We start from the raw sequence: 18,822 nt of genomic DNA on the forward strand, positions 1-18,822 counted from the left end.
AGAATAATGAGATTATCAGGAAAAGTAGCGATTATTACGGGTGCAGCAAACGGACTTGGGCTTTCAGCGGCAGAAATTTTTGCGAGAGAAGGCGCGAGTGTGGCCATCGCAGATTTCAATGAAGAGGTAGGGAACGCAAAAGCACAAGAACTGGCAGACAAAGGATATCGGGTTGACTTTTTCCAAGTGGATGTTGCTGATCAGGCTAGCGTGAATGCAATGGTTAAAAACGTCTTAGATACGTTTGGACGAATTGATATTTTGGTCAATAATGCTGGGATTACCAGGGATGCGATGCTGGCAAAAATGACCCTTGAGAATTTTGAAAAAGTAATCGATGTGAATCTAACGGGTGTTTTCCTCTGTGCACAAGCGGTTGTCCCAACGATGGTTGCACAGGGGTGGGGGAAAATTATTAACACCTCCTCGGTGTCGGGTGTATATGGGAACATTGGGCAAACAAATTATGCAGCCACAAAGGCCGGTGTCGTCGGGATGACGAAAACATGGGCAAAAGAGCTAGGGCGCAAAGGGATTAGGGTCAATGCGGTTGTTCCGGGTTTCATGGAAACTAGTATGACGGCTACGGTGCCAGAGAAAATTTTAGACCAATTACGGACCACTATTCCATTAGGTCAGCTTGGCAAGCCACATGATATTGCCAATGCTTATCTGTATCTGGCATCAAATGAATCGGACTATGTCAACGGAACGGTTTTGCATGTTGATGGCGGCATCATGATGTAGACTGCAATTTACCAATAAGGGCCCGTCTCCTCTGGACCATAGAGCAGGGCCTATTTTTTGTTTTTTTGTGTGTGAAAAATAAGACTAGGAACTGGCTCTTTCTCAGGGATATGTTCTTGGATTTTTTTCATTTAATTCTTCCATTAGGCTTAAGCACATGCCAAATCCGAATAAAACCATGGAGGCAATTGTGACGCCAATCCCTGCGGCTGATATTGCATAGGAACCTCCATTGAAAGCGTTTGCAAATATTCCGGTAATAAATAGCACAAAGCCGAGTATGATCCCACATGTTGCAGCTCTTTTGAAGTTTTCTAAGGTCTTTAAGTAACCATTTGACATTGATCATCAACTCCTTATAATGAATATTCTATCAATTGACACAAATTTGTCAAACTTTTTCTTTAGAAATGGTTGTAAATATGTTTTAGTGGTTGTAAATTGTTGAAATTAACCTGAAATTTGGAAATAATTGGCGATTGGTCGATAAAAAATGAAAAGCGGCCGATAAAATTTTGTCTGGAAAGCATTGATGCACTATTCGAAAGACTAACAGGTCCGGATAGTTTATCAAAAAGTGTCGTGGGAAATATATACGGACATCTGTTCCGTTATTTTGATAAAAAGTGTTGTTTTGAAAGGCTAACCGGACATTGGATTCCTTATTTGGTGATAATTGAGCGTGATTCATTTGTTTTTATGTAAATAAGATATTCCATGGAGCTCTGTCAAGAAAGTGGACACCTAAATAACGAAACTTAATTAATATAGTGTTGCAGTAGCCTCTTCTTCACTTTTCAAATGATAGATGATTCCGTGAAAGCATCAAGCCAAAACCGCTTGACCCTTTCACGGAATCATCTGGCTAGTCGCTAAGTGAAGAAAAGGCAGCTTACTGCTTTTGATTGGTGTTCTACCCTTTATTAAGCCTTCCCCTGCAGTATTGTTGTGAATACTGCACTGGTGATACATATCCAATTGAACTATGAATTCTTTTACGGTTATAGAAAAATTCAATGTAACGATAAATCTCGGTGTAAGCTTGATCTTTAGTTTGAAATTTTCTACCTCTTAATAATTCTTTTTTAACCAGACTAAAGAAGGATTCTGCACAAGCATTATCATAACAGTTTCCTGTACGACTCATGCTCGCCTCCATTTTATATTCCTCAAGTCTTTCCCGGTAATCCTTAGATGCATACTGAGACCCACGGTCTGAGTGGTGAAGCAAACCTTTTTCTGGATTTCTTAACTTATAAGCGTCTTCTAAAGCATCAAGAACTAATTGAGTTTCCAGATGTCCATAAAGGCGCCAACCTACTATTTCTCGAGTGTACAGGTCAAGTACAGTAGCTAAATATAAGCGTCCTTCCCGACAAGGAATATAAGTGATATCTACTACCCATACCTTGTTTGGTGCTGTTGTAGTGAATTCTTGATTTAATCTATTAGGTGCTACAGGGTATTCATGATTCGAATTTGTTGTACAAACTTTAAATTTCTTGGAAACACAAGATCGTAAACCTAGTTCCTTCATGTAAATACTAACTGTTCTTTCCGTGATATTATATCCTTCTTTTAGTAATAACTTAGTAATTTTCGGACTACCATATACACTGTCGGAATCATTATAATAGTGTACAATACGTTCTTTAATCCGTTCCCTTTGTACTCCTTGTTGACTCGGTTTATGATTTCTCCATTTGAAATAACCGCTCGTGGATACCTCTAACACTTTACACATCTTCACCACCGAGAACTCCGAGCGATGGTCTTCAATGAATTGAAACCTCATGTTCTTGGTCTGCTGAAGATGTGCACCGCCTTTTTTACAATGGCCAATTCTTCTTCTGTGACAGCTAACTTTTTGTCTTTTTCCTTTAATTCACGTTCTTTTTCTTTCAATTCTTGTTCTAGCTTTTTTATTCGTTCTTCAACCGCCAAAGGTTCATATTCAAATTGACGATATTTTGTCATCCAGTCATGTAGGCAGCTAAGCGGAACTTTTAACTCATCCGCAATATCTCTCATAGTCTTTTTTTGTTGTTGTTCTTGTGCAAACTTAACTGTTTCTTTTTTAAATTGTTCACTATAACTCTGACGTTGGTCACCCATGGAAACCCCTCCTGGTAAATATCATTATTGCCACAAATGATTTCCGTTAAAGGGGTGTCCACTTTTTATTCTAGTTCCACCATGTCCGCTAAAGTAGAAAAAAGGGGAATAAATCAAAAATAAGGTCACTTATGTCCGCTCAATGAATGAACTAACTTATTTACCTAAATAGAGCTTATTAAATCAAAAAAAGGCAGAGCAATTTAACTGCTCTGCTAAATGGGTCACTTTTATATATGTTTTTGTTTGTGTGGGTATTCCAAAAGAGAGGAGCAGGACGCAACCCTGATGCTTATCCCACCTGTTCTTGTATTGTGTTTTCTTCCTTTTTACCTTTCTTGTGTAAGCCAGTACCGTAATAGGCTGCTACTAAAATTCCTAACCAAAGCGGTCCGACTATGAGGGCAATTCTTGTATCTGGGAAATAAGCCATTACCCCGATTACCAAGAGTAAGAAAGCCAAGGAAAAGTAGGAAGTGAATGGATAAAGTGGCATTTTATATTTCAACCCACGGGATTCCTCTGGAGATAAACTTTTGCGATAGCGCATTTGTGATATTAAAATCATTGCCCATGTCCAAATCGCACCAAATGTTGAAATGGCTGTTACCCAAGTAAATACTTTTCCAGGTACTAAATAATTTAGAATAACCCCAATTAATAAGGCAGCCCCAGTGACAATAACAGCAAAACTCGGAACACCATTTTTGTTTAATTTTCCAAAAGACTTTGGTGCTTCATTATTTTCAGCTAAGTTATACAGCATACGGGCAGTACTGAAAATACCACCGTTGCAAGAGGATAAAGCTGCTGTTAAAACAACAAAGTTTATTATTCCAGCTGCTGCAGGAATACCTAGCTTATCAAAGGTTAACACGAATGGACTTCCTTTTAACCCGATTTCAGTCCAAGGATAGATCGACATGATGACAAACAAGGCACCGACATAGAAAACGAGAATCCGCCAAAAAACTGAATCAATGGCACGTGCAAGTGTTTTTTCGGGATTTTTGACCTCACCTGCAGTAATGCCGATCATCTCAATCCCTAAGAACGCAAACATAATCATTTGCAATGACATCAATACCCCGGTAATCCCGTTTGGCAGTACTCCTCCGTGGTTCCAAAGATTGCTAATCCCTGTTGCGATTCCGCCATTACCAATCCCAAATGTAATCATTGCGAGTCCTACAATAATCATAAATACGATCGTAACAATTTTGATTAAGGCAAACCAAAATTCAAGTTCACCGTAAGCTTTTACTGCTAAGAAATTAACGGATGCCATAATGACTAATGCAGAAAGTGCCCAAATCCAACGTGGGATATCAGGAAACCAATATTCCATATAAATCCCTACTGCTGTAATCTCAGCCATACAGGTTACCACCCATAAAAACCAATAGTTCCAGCCTGTTATATAGCCTGCCAAATTTCCTAAATAATCCCGTGCATATTGACTAAAAGAGCCTGCAACAGGTTTCTGAATGGCCATCTCACCTAGAGCTCTCATAATGAAAAACATGATCATCCCTGTAAATGCATAGCCCAGTATAATTCCAGGGCCAGCCATCTTAATTGCAGTTGCCGATCCCAGAAAAAGTCCAACTCCGATGGCGGCTCCTAAAGACATGAGTGTGATATGTCGTTGTTCCAGTCCCCTGTGTAACCCAATTGATGATTGCTGATCTTTTTTCACTAAATCTACCCCCACTTGTTGATGATTGAATAACTTTCTTTTTTTTAAAAATGATAATTTTGGTGACTGGATATATTTGCTTCAAGCAAATCTTATTCCGCATTCCTAGTTAAAAAGATAAAATAGAATAATATATAAATTATTTTTTAGTAGAATTTATATAACAATCAATAATCAAAAGAAAGCTCCTTTCTGTCTATTTATATAGCTTACAAAACACGTTCCTTATAGTAAAGATATTGTTTTATAAGTTTTGTTATATAACAGCTTAACATATTATATAACAATTGTTATTGTATAATTACAAAAATATTTTAAAATAATTTTGTGGAATGCTACAAAATTGTTAAATGATACACAATCTTTAATTTTTTTGGCTCTGTTAAACTGGAATGTTGATTTCCGCTCCAGGCGCTTCGCTTTCCGCGGGGCGGGCAGTGAGCCTCCTCGGCGCTTAAGCGCCTGCGGGGTCTCACATGTCCCGCTGCTCCCGCAGGAGTCTTCGCGCCTTCCACTCCAATCAACATTGTGCCAAAAATCAACATTGAGCTTTAACACAGCCATTTTTTAAAGGAAGAAGACCTAATACAGAAAGGTTTGTGGGGCATTAATGAGTAATGATCCTTTTCGTGCCAGTTTTGATAGTTTAGAGGAATTTGCTGATGTCGTTAGTGAGGCGTTGCAATGTCCGATTACAATTGAAGATGCTAACCATCGCTTACTGGCGTATAGCACACATGATGAGCGAACAGATTCAGCTAGAATTTCAACAATCATAGGACGTCGTGTGCCTGAAAAGGTCATTAATAATCTTTGGAAGGAAGGAATCATTCCTGCTCTTCTAAATAGTCGAGAACCAATCCGTGTCAAGACAATGAATGAAATTGGTCTAGGGGATCGAGTCGCCGTTTCAATTTGGAAAAACCAAGAAGTACTCGGCTTTATTTGGGCATTGGAGGTCGATAAAGCTTTAAATGATGACCACCTAGCTTTATTAAAACGAGCAGCAGAAGCAACGAAAAATAGACTACTACAGGTGCAGACTCGAAAAAATAAAAAAGAAGAACGATTTCAAGAGTTTTTTTGGCAATTACTAACTAGCCATTTCCGTTCAAACGAAGAGATTATTAACCAGTTTCATTCACTCCAAATTGTCCCGGCTTCTCAATTTGTGGTAGTGGCATTTCAATTTTCACAAGAGATAGCTAGAGAGGAAGAGAAACAAATTGCCTATCTATTAAAAACAAATCAAGAACCCAAAATTTTATTGCATACAATAGATCATCATCAGCTGGTATTGCTGATCTCAATACAGCAAATTGAGCAACCAATTCAAAAGATGAATCAATTTTGCGAATGGTTTGTTCATAGAATGAATGAGCGTTTTGGAGTAGGCTCGATTGTTCAAGGTTTTAGTGGAATATTTAGCGATTATCAAAAAATCGAGAAATCATATCGTGAAGCATTAACTGTCTTATCGGTAAAAGGGAAGTTCCCAAATCAAACTAGTAAAATCCATAGTTATCAAAATTTAGGTATTTATCAATATATCGATGTATTGTTAGAAAAAACGAGGAAAGACCAATATGTAAACTATTCTTTGAAAATGCTTCATGAATATGACCGAAAATATCACTGTAATCTTGTTGAGACCCTAGATGTGTATTTAAACAAAGATAACAATGTGAATGAAGCGTCAAAAGCATTAAACGTTCATATAAACACTCTAAATTACCGGTTAAAGAGGATAGCGGAAATTGGGGAGATAAACCTTAAAGATGCTAATCAAAAGTTTACTTTATTCCTAGACCTCAAGCTCGAAAAATTTTTATGAGTTTGATTTGTAACTGCTAGAGACAAATTACTTTTTAATAGGCTGTTTTCTAAAAGATTGTTGTTTTTAAACGAGTTTTGAATGTATACCGTTGAAAATGATTGGAGTGGAAGGTGCTCGACTCCTGCGGGAGCAGCGGGACAGGTGAGACCACGCAGGAGCTATAGCGACGTGGAGGCTCACCGCCCGCCCCGCGGAAAGCGAGCAGCTGGAGCGGAAATCAACCGCTCCTCTCTTAAGTAAATAGCAACAGAGTTTACGAAAACAGCCTTTTAATAAGAGGAATGATAACCATTTGTGTAAAATCACAAAAATTGATATTTCCTTTTTCCATTCTAAACAATGAAAAAGTGTTTAATATCTTTTATTCTTAAATCACAGAGAAACACACAACAAGTAATCAAAGGGGGAAGTATTAATATGATTATCGGTGTACCTAAGGAAATAAAAAACAATGAAAATCGAGTGGCTATCACTCCAGCAGGAGTTATCTCATTTGTTAATGTAGGACATAAAGTGTTAGTTGAAAAAGATGCCGGTGTTGGCAGCGGTTTCACTAACGGGGATTATGCAACTGCAGGTGCAGAAATAGTTGAACTTGCATCAGATGTATGGGCAAACTCAGAAATGGTGATGAAGGTGAAGGAACCGCTCGAAAGCGAATATGTATACTTCCGTCCTGGTCTAATATTATTTACATACCTACACTTAGCGGCAGAGCCATTTTTAGCAAAAGAACTTAAAGAAAGTGGCGTTATTGCCATTGCATACGAAACAGTTTCCGTAAACCGAACTCTACCATTACTTACACCAATGAGTGAAGTAGCAGGTCGGATGGCAGCACAAATTGGTGCCCAATTCTTACAAAAAACAAATGGCGGTAAAGGAATCCTACTTGCTGGTGTTCCTGGAGTAAGCCGTGGGAAAGTTACGATTATTGGCGGTGGAATTGTCGGAACAAATGCTGCGAAAATGGCAATTGGTCTTGGTGCAGATGTAACGATCATTGATTTAAGCGCTGACCGTTTGCGTCAATTAGATGATATTTTTGGAAATCAAATAAAAACACTATTGTCTAACCCATTTAACATTGCTGAAGCAGTAGCTGAAGCTGACCTAGTAATTGGTGCAGTGTTAATTCCAGGTGCTAAAGCTCCTAAACTAGTTAAAGAAGAAATGGTAAAAGCAATGAAGCCAGGTTCTGTGATTGTCGATGTGGCCATTGACCAGGGTGGGATTGTTGAAACAAGTGATCATGTTACAACACATGACAATCCTACATTTGAAAGATATGGTGTGGTTCATTATTCTGTTGCAAACATGCCAGGTGCTGTTCCGAGAACATCAACAATGGCCCTTACAAATGCAACTGTTCCATTTGCATTACAAATTGCAAACAAGGGTGTGCTTAAGGCTATCGCAGAAAATCCTGCCTTAAAGCTGGGGGTCAATGTAGCATTTGGTGAAATTACCTATGAAGCTGTGGCAAAGGACCTTTGCTACGATTATGTAACGGTGGAAAAAGCTTTTGCAAAAGAGCTAGTCATTAACTAAATTTATACCCTCCCTCAAGAATTCTCTTGGGGGATTTTTCATACATAAATCGAAGAGCCCTGGGAGGAATGTCTGGTGAGTGTTCAAGCAAGTTACCGAGATACATGGGTGGAAGTTTCCTTAGATGCAATCAAGCACAATATAGGACAATATAAAAACCTCATAGGGAAATCAGTAAATTTAATGGCCGTGGTCAAGGCGGACGGATACGGCCATGGTGCAGCCGAAGTGGCTGAAACAGTTCTACAAGCAGGTGCAGACTACTTAGCTGTTGCGTTATTGGATGAAGCGTTGCAATTGCGGGGAGTGGGAATTTCAGCTCCGATTCTTGTGCTAGGATATACACCGATTCGTTCGATAAAGGAGGCAATCTTGTTCGACATCGATTTAACTGTATTTACTATAGATGTTCTTGATGAAATCATTTTTCAAGCTGAGCAGCTTCAAAAGCCGGTTTCGATTCATTTAAAAGTAGATACTGGTATGTCAAGAATTGGTGTTCAATCAGCTGAAGATGCATTATTACTGGCTGAAAAGGCCGGTGCTTCTCCATTTGTCTTTCTCAAAGGGATATTTACCCACTTTGCCAATGCTGATAGCGTGGATCAAACATATACAAATAAGCAATATGAGCTGTTTATTTCAGTGATTTCTTATTTAAATCAACATTTTATTCATATTCCATTGAAACATTGCTGTAATACTGCCGCTACGATGAAATTTCCTGATAAACATTTAGATATGGTCCGGGTGGGAATAGGTATTTATGGTCTATATCCAGACCCATCTTTGAGAGATCATAATATTAATCTCAAGCAGGCCATGTCATTAAAAACGAAAATAGCCTCGCTGAAAAAGGTACCAATATCTCAGCCAATCAGCTATGGCTGTACAAGTATCCCAACACAAAACAGCATGATCGCTACGTTACCAATTGGATATGCTGATGGGCTTTCTAGGCTTCTTTCAAACAAAGGGGAATTTCTACTACATTGTCAAAAAGTCCAGGTTACAGGACGTGTCTGTATGGACCAGACAATGGTTGATGTTTCTGACCTAATTGGTTGCACACAGGGGGATGTTGTGACTATTTTTGGATGTGATGGTGATACTTTTCAATCGGTCGATGAAATCGCCAAACTGATGGGGACGATTAATTATGAGGTTGTTTGTTTAATTGGCAAACGAGTCCCACGGCTCTACACTAGTACAGAAAGAAAAACTTTGTGTAACTCACTTGTAACTTCTCTTTTTTAATATAAAAGTATTAAGTGTGAAGGGGAGATCACAGTGAGTTGGGAGATTGATTGGATTGACAGCAAAGCAAGGTTAATGCCAAATGTAGATGCGATAATAGATGCTAAACAAAATAGAGCTTGGACTTATCAGGAAGTAAATCTTCGGGCAGTCGCGCTAGCATCTTGGTTTAAAAAAAATGGAGTTAAAAAAGGCAATCGGATTGCCCTCTTATCCCCAAATCACATTGCCTACTTTGATATCCTGTTTGCTTGTGCCAAAATAGGAGTAATTTTTGTTCCCTTGAATTGGAGATTATCAAACGACGAGCTAAAGTACATTTTGCTGGATAGTTCGCCCGTTCTGATTGGATACCACACGGAATATAAAGACAAAATCGAAGAGTTAGGTACAGATATAGAAAAGACCTTTTGTATAAATGATCGAGGCTTTGATGATATTCTCATGCAGCAGTCGCTACTGGATGAGTCGACAGAAAAATCAGAGGAAGACGCACTTACGATGATCTATACAGGTGGAACGACAGGTAGGCCGAAGGGAGTGGTCCTGTCGCATCGAAACATTTTGTGGAATGGGATCAATACCGTATTGAGTTGGAACTTAACCAAGGAAGATGTCACATTGACCAGTATGCCGATGTTTCACACGGGGGGATTAAATGTACTATCGATTCCGCTTTTATTAATAGGTGGAAAAGTAGTCATTACGGATGGATTTGATCCAGTCCAGTCAATCCAATATATTAATCAATATCAGTGCAGCATCGTGATTTTTGTGCCCACAATGTATCACATGCTCTTCCAAACAGAAGAATTTGCAAATAGTACGTTTCCTTCCATTAAGTCATTTCTTTCGGGGGGTTCTCCATGTCCACTTGATATTTACGAAGTTTTTAAAAGAAAAGGGATTGCCTTTAGAGAAGGGTATGGTTTAACTGAGGCAGGTCCTAACAACTTTTTTATCGATCCAGTGATTGCGGATGAAAAAAGGGGTTCTGTAGGAAAACCGATGCTATTTAACTCGATTAAGCTTATAAACGAGGAGGGTTGTGAAACAGAAGCGAATGAAGTTGGAGAATTACTGATTAATGGAAAACATGTGTTTGTTAAGTATTGGAAAAATGAGAATGCGACAAAGGAAGCGATTCAAGCTGGTTGGCTTCATACCGGAGACTTGGCCAAAAGAGACGAGCAAGGTTTCTTTTATATTGTTGGGAGAAAAAAAGATATGATCATTACTGGGGGTGAAAATGTGTACCCGCAAGAGGTGGAGCACTGGTTGGTTTCACATCCTGATATTGAAGAGGTAGCTGTTATTGGTCTACCTGACGTTAAGTGGGGAGAGGCTGTGACTGCGTTTGTTGTAATGAAGGGACAGCAAATCCAATCTAGGGAATTGATTAATTACTGTGAATTCAAGTTAGGAAAATATAAAATTCCAAGGAAGTTTATTTTTGTGGAAAATTTACCGAAAACTCCAGTTGGGAAAATTGATAAAAAAAGACTTAAAGAAATCGGATTGGAATATGTAAAAAATATTGGATGACATTGAAGTTATTGCCCGCAAATTTTTGATGTACCTAAACCTCCCATTGGAGGTTTTTTGTGATAACGTGTAGATATTGTATAAACAGGGATAAGTCCCCATGTAAATAAAAATGTAATGTATAATGGTGAATATAAAAGAACATCAGGTGGAACTATGTAATTTGTAAGTATTTTGAAAGGGGGCCAAAAAATGGAACAAAGTCTTTACGAAAAAGTTGGCGGAGAAGAAGCGATTAACAAAGTGGTGGATTATTTTTATAACGACCTTGTTTTAAAGGATGATACGGTAAATCAATTTTTTGAAAATACCGATATGGAAAAACAGATTTCCCACCAAGCAAAGTTTATTAGCTTTGCATTAGGTGGTCCAAACCAATACTCTGGTCAATCGATGGCAAAGGCGCATGGGGGAATGAATCTACAACCAAACCATTTCCAAGCAATCGCCAACCACCTTCATGATGCTCTAGCCCATTTTGGGGTAAATGAAGCTGACATAGATCAAGCTTTAAGCAAAGTGGCGAGCCTAAAGGATGACATCTTGTACAAATAAAAATGTAATAATGACCGAAAAAAAACGATCTGATTTCCCGAAATCAGATCGTTTTTTTCATTGTTCATTCATTTGGTTCAGTCAAAAGGTTCCTAAACAGGGAATCTATTTGAATTTACAAATTTACAGAAAATTTAATTTAAAGACATTGACAGTTCCTGTAAAACGGAGTATCATTTGTTAGGAAAGCTGACATTGATTGTTAATTATTATCACTAGAGACGAATAGTACATAACCGTTATTAGAGATTATTTAAAGTGAAATGATGTAGTGTTTGTTAGAAACTATGACATTGAGTTTTTTAACGTGTTAATTTCCGATTATTAATATTGGTTTACTCAATAAATTAAAGATTAGATGGAGGAATGATCATCGTGTTTACAAAATACAACTACACATCATATTTTGACGAGATGTTCAATGAAAAAGGTGATGTTCGAAATCATTATGGACATGTTCATGAACAGCTATCTAATATGAGCGAGAATGAATTGAATAGTTTACAGCACGCGATGCAATCACAAATGATGAAACAAGGTGTTACCTTTACTTTGTACGATGATGCCGAAGGAGATTCATTAGAAAGGACTATTCCTGTTGATATCATTCCTAGGATTATTCCAGCAAATGAATGGAATATGATTGAACGAGGGGTAAAACAGAGAGTAACAGCTTTAAATCAATTTATTCGCGATATTTATCATGAACAAGCCATTCTTCGCGAAGGAATCATTCCAAGAAAAATGGTCCTTTCCAACCCTTATTTTTTGCCAGAAATGGTGGGTGTGAAAGTTCCAGGAGATGTTTATATACCACTTTCCGGCATAGATCTTATCAGAGATGAATCCGGACAATATTTTGTATTAGAAGACAACCTACGCACACCGTCAGGATTATCCTATGTTTATAAAAACCGCGCTTGGATGCAACGTCTATTTAGAGATTTATTTTTTCAACATCATATCCGTCCCATTGATCGCAGTTTAGATTCCCTCCTATCGGGTTTACGCAGCATATCTGCAAACGATAAAAAAGACCCGTTTGTTGTACTGTTAACGCCTGGTTGTTTTAACTCCGCCTATTTTGAGCATTCCTTTTTGGCACAACAGATGGGCATTCCTCTTGTTGAAGGCAAGGATTTAAAAGTCATCAATCAAAAAGTCTATTTGAAAACAATGAAAGGACTTCAACAGGTGGATGTTGTATATCGTCGTGTTGATGATGATTTCCTTGATCCTCTAAGTTTTCGTACTGATTCTGTATTAGGTGTTCCTGGAATTATGAATGCTTATCGTGCTGGCAATGTAACAATTGCAAATGCACCAGGTACCGGTGTAGCAGATGACAAAGCGATATACTCCTATGTTCCCGAGATGATCCGTTTTTATTTGAACGAAGAACCAATCCTAAATAACATTCCGACCTTTGTTTTATCACGAAAAAAGGATATGGAGTATGTATTAGATCATTTATCTGAAATGGTGGTAAAGGAAACTTCCCTATCTGGCGGGTATGGGATGTTGATTGGTCCAAGATCTACTAATAAAGAAATAGACGAATTTAGGGATAAAATTATTCAATCTCCAGAAAAATATATTGCTCAACCAACTATTAATCTCTCTTGTGTCCCGTCACTCATAAACGGAAAAATTGAAGGTAGACATGTTGATCTTCGACCATTTGCATTTATGGGAGAAAAAAATATAGAGGTTGTTCCTGGTGGTCTCACAAGAGTGGCATTAAAGGAAGGGTGCCTCGTGGTAAATTCATCTCAAGGTGGAGGAAGTAAAGATACTTGGGTTTTATACTAAACTTTAAAGGAAGAAGGAATTGACATGTTAAATAGAGTGGTTGAATCATTTTATTGGATTGGTCGTTACACTGAACGAATAGATTACACTGCGCGTTTAATGGATGTTACCCTTTATGCTCATCATAATCACCTAGGGAAAGAGACAAATAGGAATGACCTTCAAGAACGGTTTTCTACTATTCTAAGTGATGTTGCTTCAGAGCAAGTTAATGATATGTGTTTAAATGTCAATAAAATCCTTGAATATGTGACGATTGATCAAGAAAATATCAACTCGATTTTCAATTCCTTAAACCAAGCAAGATTTAATGTGAGAGTAGTAAGACAGCAAACTTCGGCTAAAATGTGGGATACCATTAACTCCTTTTACCTTTGGTTGTTGGAGCAAAAACAAAAGAAGGACTTGGAACAATCGCCATTTCTGTTTTTGGAGCGAGTTCGCAATGAGGTATCACTCTTTAATGGAGTTACAGATTCATCAATGTTGCACGAAGTTGAATGGAGATTTCTCCAAGCTGGCAAGCTCCTCGAAAGAACCGAAAATACTGTTCGGATTATCCAGAAGTTATTTTTGTCATTAGAAGAAGAGAATTCAAACGAAAGTGATTATGCATATTATCATTTGAATTCTGTGTTAGAAAGCGTAGATGGTTTTGAAGCCTTCCGTAAATTTCACGCAAACCAAGTGGAGCTAGAAACGGTCATTGAATTCCTTGTTTTAAATACTGTTTTTCCTCGTTCAATTTCTTTTTCGCTTTCAGAACTTGAACGGTATTTAAAGGAAATTCAAGTTGAGCATCAATTAGAACACATTACCAAAGTGATTCGTCTCGTCAAACGCCAAAGAGTGTTGCTGTTTAATTGCCTAGGCAATAAGGAAAAACCGATGCACCGGGCGTTTCTGACGGAACTTCTCGCTAGCTGCAATCACATCGGCCAGGAACTTGAAAAATGTTTTTTTTATGATAGAGGGGAGGAAGTCGTAGACTGCTTTCCCAACAGGGTGGCTGAAATGGTATGAGACTAGAAATATTTCATCTAACAAGATATACATACAAGGAATCAGTGGAGGACAGTGTCAATGAGATTCGGTTAACGCCGAGAACCGATTCGCGGCAATCCCGTGTGAAGCAAATAATCTCAGTCATACCAGAAGCGGAACTATTTTCCCATGAGGATTATTTTGGGAATATAGTTCATTCCTTTACCGTTAACAAACCACATCGTGAGTTGGTCATAAAAGCACAATCAATTGTCGTGACACATGAAATCGCTCAAACGGAGGGTAGTCTTTTACCGCTCGAAAAAGAAATAGAAATCATCTATAGTGAGCTATTTGAAAATACTTTTGCAGAATACCTGCTAGGTACTTCATATACACTTCCAACACCTGAGATGAAGGAATTCGCAAACACCCTGCCGGACCTTGAATCTTCTGGAAGTGTGTATCAACTTTTAAGGGATATTATGGTTACGATATACTCAACCTTTACATATGACCCTACAGCAACAGACGTACATACAACAGTAGTAGAAACAATAAAGCTGAAAAGAGGAGTTTGCCAGGACTTTGCTCATTTAATGATTGCTGTTTGCCGAATGAAAGGTATTCCAGCAAGATATATAAGTGGTTACCATTTTATTGGTGATCTGCAAGGAGGGCACGCTGATTTTACCCAAGCCTCTCATGCTTGGGTAGAAGCTTACGTACCAGGAGTTGGTTGGTTAGGTTTTGACCCTACTAATAATGGATTAATGGATTGGCGCTATGTGAAAATCGGGCACGGAAGAGATTATAACGATATCGTCCCTGTTAAAGGAGTGTATAGCGGTACCTCGAAACAAACATTATCAGTTGAGGTAGATGTTAGAGTATTAAACGATGAATGAACCGAAGAAGTTATAAAAAAACCGCATCGGGTAGGGGATGCGGTTTTGGTATGATGAAGGGATTCAAACTAAGATAGTATCTTAGGAGACCCTTTTCATATGTTTAAATTGTCCTTTTGAAAGAACTGTTTTCTCAAGGCGATGAGCTAGTATACCGGCGAAAACTGCTAGGATAATATCTTTAGGCAATGGAACGACCATCCACATCCAAGCCATTTTATATGTGAATCCTTCTGGGGCAGAAGCCCAAAACTTGTATGCATAATACATTAAATTTGTTCCAAGAACATAGTTGATGACTAATCCAACTAATGCTGCAGTGATAAATGTAGGTAAACTTTGTTTCTTTTCAACAATTTTACCGCAAACATAAGCAACTAAAATATATGAAACAATAAATCCGAAAGTTGGCTTAACAATCGTAGCAAAACCACCCCCGAATTGAGCAAAGACAGGAACACCTACAAGTCCAACAAATGTATACACTGTTAAGGCAATCGCTCCAAGGCGGCTCCCAAGTATGACTCCAGCTAAAATCGCAAAGAAAGTTTGTAAAGTTATAGGCACCCCGCCAATAACCATGAACGGAACAAACGATGTAATGTTTGCGCCGATAGCCATTAAGGCAACAAAAACTCCTACCATAGTTAAATCAATTGCTCTAAGTTTTTTATTCATTTCTATATCCCCCAAAATCTATTTATAGATAAAGAATAATGCGAAAGTTTATTTTTTGTCAACTAAAAAAATCAAAAGGTTGACATATATAGTGGTAGGAACATAAAAATCAGCCGAAAACTTCTTCGGCTGAATGCTTATATATTAAGTTTATTTAAACTAGAGGTTTTTGTACTTTTACGGGTTTTCCAGTTAAGAAAAAAGAGTTGGATCGACACGACTAGCACCCACTGCAGATAACTCCCGATCGTAAGCCGCTCGAATAATCCGCCGAAATCTGAATCATTGGCTACACTGATTGCCGCTGTCCCCCCAGTAATAAACACGATAAAGAAGGATATGTAGGAGTATGTCCGCAATTTGGATAGGGCTGCTTCCTTTTTCACACCCATCCCAAATAGAATAATTGATAACATGGTTAATAAGGAACAAATACTTGCCAAACCTAAATGCACTTTTCCTCCAAAGGTCATTTCAACAAAACGAGGGTCTTGGGGGAAAAAATACATTCCGCCACCTGTCAATCCAACAAAGAAAAGAGCTAGGGCAGCCGTTTTTATTTTCTTCATGTTTGGCGTTTTTAAACATAAAAACATGCCAACGCTAAATGCAATAATGAATAGATTATAGATAGCGAAAAGAATTTGTACACTCGGAATCGATTCAACATTAGAAGCAGTTATTTCACTAATTGTATTGTAAAGGTGACTGTAACTTTCGAGCTGAGACCCACCAATAATGACAGCAACTAAATACAATAAAGGGGCTAAAATTCCGAATAAGGGATAGACCTTTTTCATCCCATGTCCCTCCTATTATTAAAAGTCCTAGTTTGCCTATATCTTACCTCTATTAAGCTAGTTGATTTGTGAAATTTTTATTACTTTTGGAAAAATTAGGACTGTACCATAAACTGACTTACTTTTTAAAAAATCAGAAAATATTACAATGAAAGTCCAAATACATATACAAATGATTGGACAATTTGTATAATGATGAGTGACATAAAATTAATATTGGTATAAACAGGTGCAATGGTCTATTGAAAAATAGATTTTGTGCTTAATAGGGAAGTTTGGTGAAAGCCAACGCGGTCCCGCCACTGTAAATGGGAGCAACCTATAAAATGTCACTGTCGTTTTTTGATGGGAAGGCATAGGGAGTGATGATCATGAGCCAGGAAACCTGCCTGTTTTTTACACCAGCGGCCTACGTGGATAGGAGGGTGTTAAGTCAGGAACATTTATTTTGTTTGCTGCTTAACTAAAACAAACCTCCTCCTTAATATAGGGAGGATTTTTTTATGGATTTTTTATATTTAGAGAATGGAGAGAAGCGGATATGTTGGTTAGTAGAAAGATGAACGTATTATTGGTTGCAGTGTTTTTATTTTCTTTAATAGCTGGCGGCTTTCAAGCACCAGTTTTTGCGGCTGAAGGAGAGAATAAAGCGTCTGTAACGGTTATTGGGGACGAGGCAGCCGGAACTATGGTGGATAATCAACCAGTTCCAATTGCGGAAAATGCAACGGCTTTGGATATTTTGAGTAGCGCTGTTGGTGGGGACTTGGTAACTTCAGATACAGCTTGGGGAAAATCGCTCGACGAAATTAAAGGTTTAGCTCCTGGTCCAGAGGATACTTATTTTTGGGCTTTTTATGTAAATGGTTTTTCTTCTGATTTAGGTGCAGGAAGTTATACTGCTCAAAATGGAGATCATTATACTTTCCGCTATGAGGATTGGAATAAACCTGTCAGTGCTTCCATTAAAGTAATTGGTAAAAATAAAGAAGTAATTAACGAATCTAAATATAATTCATTCGTAGGTAAAGTAAGCGCATTACAATTATTACAGAAGTTAATGGGCAAAGAGAGAGTGTCTTTTGATAAAGATGGTTTTCTTTCTATTAATAATATAAATGCAGAAGGTACATATTACTGGGCTTTTTATGTGAATGATGAATACGCTTCTACAGGAGCAGATAGCTATTTTCTTCAACCTAATGACCAAATAACCTTTCAATATGAATCATGGGAGCAACCATCCGATAATGAAGGTGATGGGGACGGAGTACCGAATGAAAACACGGGAAATGAAAATAATCAACCACCTAGTGAACCGATTGCATCCGAAACGCTTCAAAATGCAATTGATACCACTTTGACTTTGTTCCCTGATGAATATGTTGGTGAAAAAGAAGCGGTTGTCTTAAGGCAATTAGGAAAAAGTATTCCAACAAATTATTTAGATAATGTGACAAAACTTGTTATAGACAAGAAAGGTGTCATTAGAAATATTTTAGATACAGAAGGTTATATTTTAGGAATTGTTGCAGCAGGTGGAGACCCAACCAATATAGGCGGCTACAATTTAATCTCTTCAATTTATACTGGTGACGTTGTAAAACCTGGATTGAACGGAGTTGCCTATGCACTGATTGCGTTAGATAGTATGAATTTTGAAATTCCTGCTACTGCTACATGGACAAGAGAAAAATTAGTGAACTATTTATTAGACAGTCAAAATAAGGATGGTAGCTGGTCAGGAGCAAATGCAGATATTGATATTACAGCAATGGTATTACAAGCCCTTTCTCCATACAAGGATCAAGCTGGTGTTAGCGAAGCAGTGAATAAGGGTGTTGAAAATCTATCATCCGTTTATCTGAGCGGAAAAATTGACAACAGCAATACTGCAGCTCAAGTGATTATTGCTTTATCAGCTTTAGGTATAGATCCAAATGGAGAAACATTTACTAAAGGTGGTACTAGCATAGTATCATACCTTTTATCATTTAAAGTTGGAGATAATGGATTTGAATGGAAACATGGCAAAGGAATAAACATGCTTGCTTCAAGCCAAAGCCTTCAGGCTTTAGTTGCATATCAGCTATATAGAAATGGAAAAGGGTCATTATATAATTTTACTTTAGCTCCCGAAAGTCCTGCAGCAGTACAACCGACAACAGTAGCGCTTAATCAGGATGCAAAAACAGAATCTCCAGAAGGGAAGCTTCTACCGAACACGGCAACCAATATGTACAACACTATTTTCTACGGGATGCTAATCTTAATGGTAGGCATGGTAGCAGTTATTGTTATGGGAAAAAGAAAGAGCGCTTAAACATTTTTTAT

At 38.0% G+C, this 18,822-nt stretch carries 16 protein-coding genes and 1 riboswitch; of the genes, 10 read left to right on the plus strand and 6 right to left on the minus strand.

What is annotated here, in order from left to right:
• Positions 1-6 precede the first annotated feature (6 nt).
• Positions 7-747: a 3-oxoacyl-ACP reductase FabG gene (gene fabG, locus B1NLA3E_RS04640; RefSeq protein WP_015592683.1), complete on the plus strand. Its 741-nt coding sequence runs from the start codon at positions 7-9 to the stop codon at positions 745-747.
• A gap of 102 nt (positions 748-849) precedes the next feature.
• On the opposite strand, the gene B1NLA3E_RS04645 is transcribed toward fabG, so the two are convergent.
• From B1NLA3E_RS04645 to B1NLA3E_RS04660, 4 genes are all read right to left on the minus strand, one after another.
• Positions 850-1,089, minus strand: a complete 240-nt coding sequence (locus tag B1NLA3E_RS04645) for a hypothetical protein (protein ID WP_015592684.1) — start codon at positions 1,087-1,089, stop codon at positions 850-852.
• Between the two features lie 571 nt (positions 1,090-1,660).
• Positions 1,661-2,542 (minus strand): IS3 family transposase, encoded by an 882-nt coding sequence (locus B1NLA3E_RS04650; RefSeq protein WP_015592685.1) that lies wholly within the window; start codon positions 2,540-2,542, stop codon positions 1,661-1,663.
• Positions 2,539-2,862: a transposase gene (locus B1NLA3E_RS04655; protein WP_015592686.1), complete on the minus strand. Its 324-nt coding sequence runs from the start codon at positions 2,860-2,862 to the stop codon at positions 2,539-2,541. The genes B1NLA3E_RS04650 and B1NLA3E_RS04655 overlap by 4 nt, the downstream gene beginning before the upstream one ends.
• Before the next feature lie 292 nt (positions 2,863-3,154).
• On the minus strand, positions 3,155-4,537 hold the full coding sequence (locus B1NLA3E_RS04660; RefSeq protein ID WP_442852657.1) for an amino acid permease: 1,383 nt from the start codon (positions 4,535-4,537) through the stop codon (positions 3,155-3,157).
• Between the two features lie 898 nt (positions 4,538-5,435).
• Between B1NLA3E_RS04660 and B1NLA3E_RS04665 the strand changes: the two genes are divergently transcribed.
• The 8 genes from B1NLA3E_RS04665 to B1NLA3E_RS04700 all read left to right on the plus strand — a co-directional run bounded on the left by B1NLA3E_RS04665 (position 5,436) and on the right by B1NLA3E_RS04700 (position 15,010).
• Positions 5,436-6,395, plus strand: a complete 960-nt coding sequence (locus B1NLA3E_RS04665) for a PucR family transcriptional regulator (protein WP_442852658.1) — start codon at positions 5,436-5,438, stop codon at positions 6,393-6,395.
• Positions 6,396-6,815: 420 nt separating this feature from the next.
• Entirely contained in the window at positions 6,816-7,949 is a 1,134-nt protein-coding gene (gene ald / locus B1NLA3E_RS04670) for an alanine dehydrogenase (protein ID WP_015592689.1), read from the plus strand.
• Positions 7,950-8,024: 75 nt separating this feature from the next.
• Positions 8,025-9,206, plus strand: coding sequence for an alanine racemase (alr, locus tag B1NLA3E_RS04675; protein ID WP_015592690.1), 1,182 nt, complete (start codon positions 8,025-8,027; stop codon positions 9,204-9,206).
• Positions 9,207-9,239: 33 nt separating this feature from the next.
• Positions 9,240-10,751, plus strand: a complete 1,512-nt coding sequence (locus B1NLA3E_RS04680; RefSeq protein ID WP_015592691.1) for an acyl-CoA synthetase — start codon at positions 9,240-9,242, stop codon at positions 10,749-10,751.
• A 192-nt stretch (positions 10,752-10,943) separates the two neighbouring features.
• Positions 10,944-11,306 (plus strand): group I truncated hemoglobin, encoded by a 363-nt coding sequence (locus B1NLA3E_RS04685; protein ID WP_041580307.1) that lies wholly within the window; start codon positions 10,944-10,946, stop codon positions 11,304-11,306.
• Positions 11,307-11,672: 366 nt separating this feature from the next.
• Entirely contained in the window at positions 11,673-13,118 is a 1,446-nt protein-coding gene (locus tag B1NLA3E_RS04690; RefSeq protein WP_041580308.1) for a circularly permuted type 2 ATP-grasp protein, read from the plus strand.
• Between the two features lie 24 nt (positions 13,119-13,142).
• Positions 13,143-14,141 (plus strand): alpha-E domain-containing protein, encoded by a 999-nt coding sequence (locus B1NLA3E_RS04695; protein ID WP_041580309.1) that lies wholly within the window; start codon positions 13,143-13,145, stop codon positions 14,139-14,141.
• Positions 14,138-15,010: a transglutaminase family protein gene (locus tag B1NLA3E_RS04700; protein WP_015592695.1), complete on the plus strand. Its 873-nt coding sequence runs from the start codon at positions 14,138-14,140 to the stop codon at positions 15,008-15,010. The genes B1NLA3E_RS04695 and B1NLA3E_RS04700 overlap by 4 nt, the downstream gene beginning before the upstream one ends.
• Positions 15,011-15,091: 81 nt before the next feature.
• Here B1NLA3E_RS04700 and B1NLA3E_RS04705 read toward each other — a convergent pair whose 3' ends face one another.
• Positions 15,092-15,688 (minus strand): biotin transporter BioY, encoded by a 597-nt coding sequence (locus B1NLA3E_RS04705; RefSeq protein ID WP_015592696.1) that lies wholly within the window; start codon positions 15,686-15,688, stop codon positions 15,092-15,094.
• 137 nt (positions 15,689-15,825) lie between these two features.
• Entirely contained in the window at positions 15,826-16,488 is a 663-nt protein-coding gene (locus tag B1NLA3E_RS04710; protein WP_015592697.1) for a DUF998 domain-containing protein, read from the minus strand.
• A 210-nt stretch (positions 16,489-16,698) separates the two neighbouring features.
• A riboswitch (cobalamin riboswitch) is annotated at positions 16,699-16,895 on the plus strand.
• A 134-nt stretch (positions 16,896-17,029) separates the two neighbouring features.
• On the opposite strand from B1NLA3E_RS04710, the gene B1NLA3E_RS04715 reads away from it, so the two are divergent.
• Positions 17,030-18,811, plus strand: coding sequence for a DUF4430 domain-containing protein (locus B1NLA3E_RS04715; protein WP_015592698.1), 1,782 nt, complete (start codon positions 17,030-17,032; stop codon positions 18,809-18,811).
• Positions 18,812-18,822: the final 11 nt, after the last annotated feature.

Origin of the sequence: Bacillus sp. 1NLA3E (assembly GCF_000242895.2) — a bacterium.
In the GTDB taxonomy this organism is placed as follows: domain Bacteria; phylum Bacillota; class Bacilli; order Bacillales; family Cytobacillaceae; genus Bacillus_BU.

Coding starts and splice junctions, on each gene's coding strand:
- fabG (WP_015592683.1), top strand. CDS start 7: ATGAGATTATCAGGAAAAGTAGCGATTATTACGGGTGCAGCAAACGGA.
- B1NLA3E_RS04645 (WP_015592684.1), bottom strand. CDS start 1,089: ATGTCAAATGGTTACTTAAAGACCTTAGAAAACTTCAAAAGAGCTGCA.
- B1NLA3E_RS04650 (WP_015592685.1), bottom strand. CDS start 2,542: ATGAGGTTTCAATTCATTGAAGACCATCGCTCGGAGTTCTCGGTGGTG.
- B1NLA3E_RS04655 (WP_015592686.1), bottom strand. CDS start 2,862: ATGGGTGACCAACGTCAGAGTTATAGTGAACAATTTAAAAAAGAAACA.
- B1NLA3E_RS04665 (WP_442852658.1), top strand. CDS start 5,436: ATGAATGAAATTGGTCTAGGGGATCGAGTCGCCGTTTCAATTTGGAAA.
- ald (WP_015592689.1), top strand. CDS start 6,816: ATGATTATCGGTGTACCTAAGGAAATAAAAAACAATGAAAATCGAGTG.
- B1NLA3E_RS04685 (WP_041580307.1), top strand. CDS start 10,944: ATGGAACAAAGTCTTTACGAAAAAGTTGGCGGAGAAGAAGCGATTAAC.
- B1NLA3E_RS04690 (WP_041580308.1), top strand. CDS start 11,673: ATGATCATCGTGTTTACAAAATACAACTACACATCATATTTTGACGAG.
- B1NLA3E_RS04695 (WP_041580309.1), top strand. CDS start 13,143: ATGTTAAATAGAGTGGTTGAATCATTTTATTGGATTGGTCGTTACACT.
- B1NLA3E_RS04700 (WP_015592695.1), top strand. CDS start 14,138: ATGAGACTAGAAATATTTCATCTAACAAGATATACATACAAGGAATCA.
- B1NLA3E_RS04705 (WP_015592696.1), bottom strand. CDS start 15,688: ATGAATAAAAAACTTAGAGCAATTGATTTAACTATGGTAGGAGTTTTT.
- B1NLA3E_RS04710 (WP_015592697.1), bottom strand. CDS start 16,488: ATGAAAAAGGTCTATCCCTTATTCGGAATTTTAGCCCCTTTATTGTAT.
- B1NLA3E_RS04715 (WP_015592698.1), top strand. CDS start 17,030: ATGTTGGTTAGTAGAAAGATGAACGTATTATTGGTTGCAGTGTTTTTA.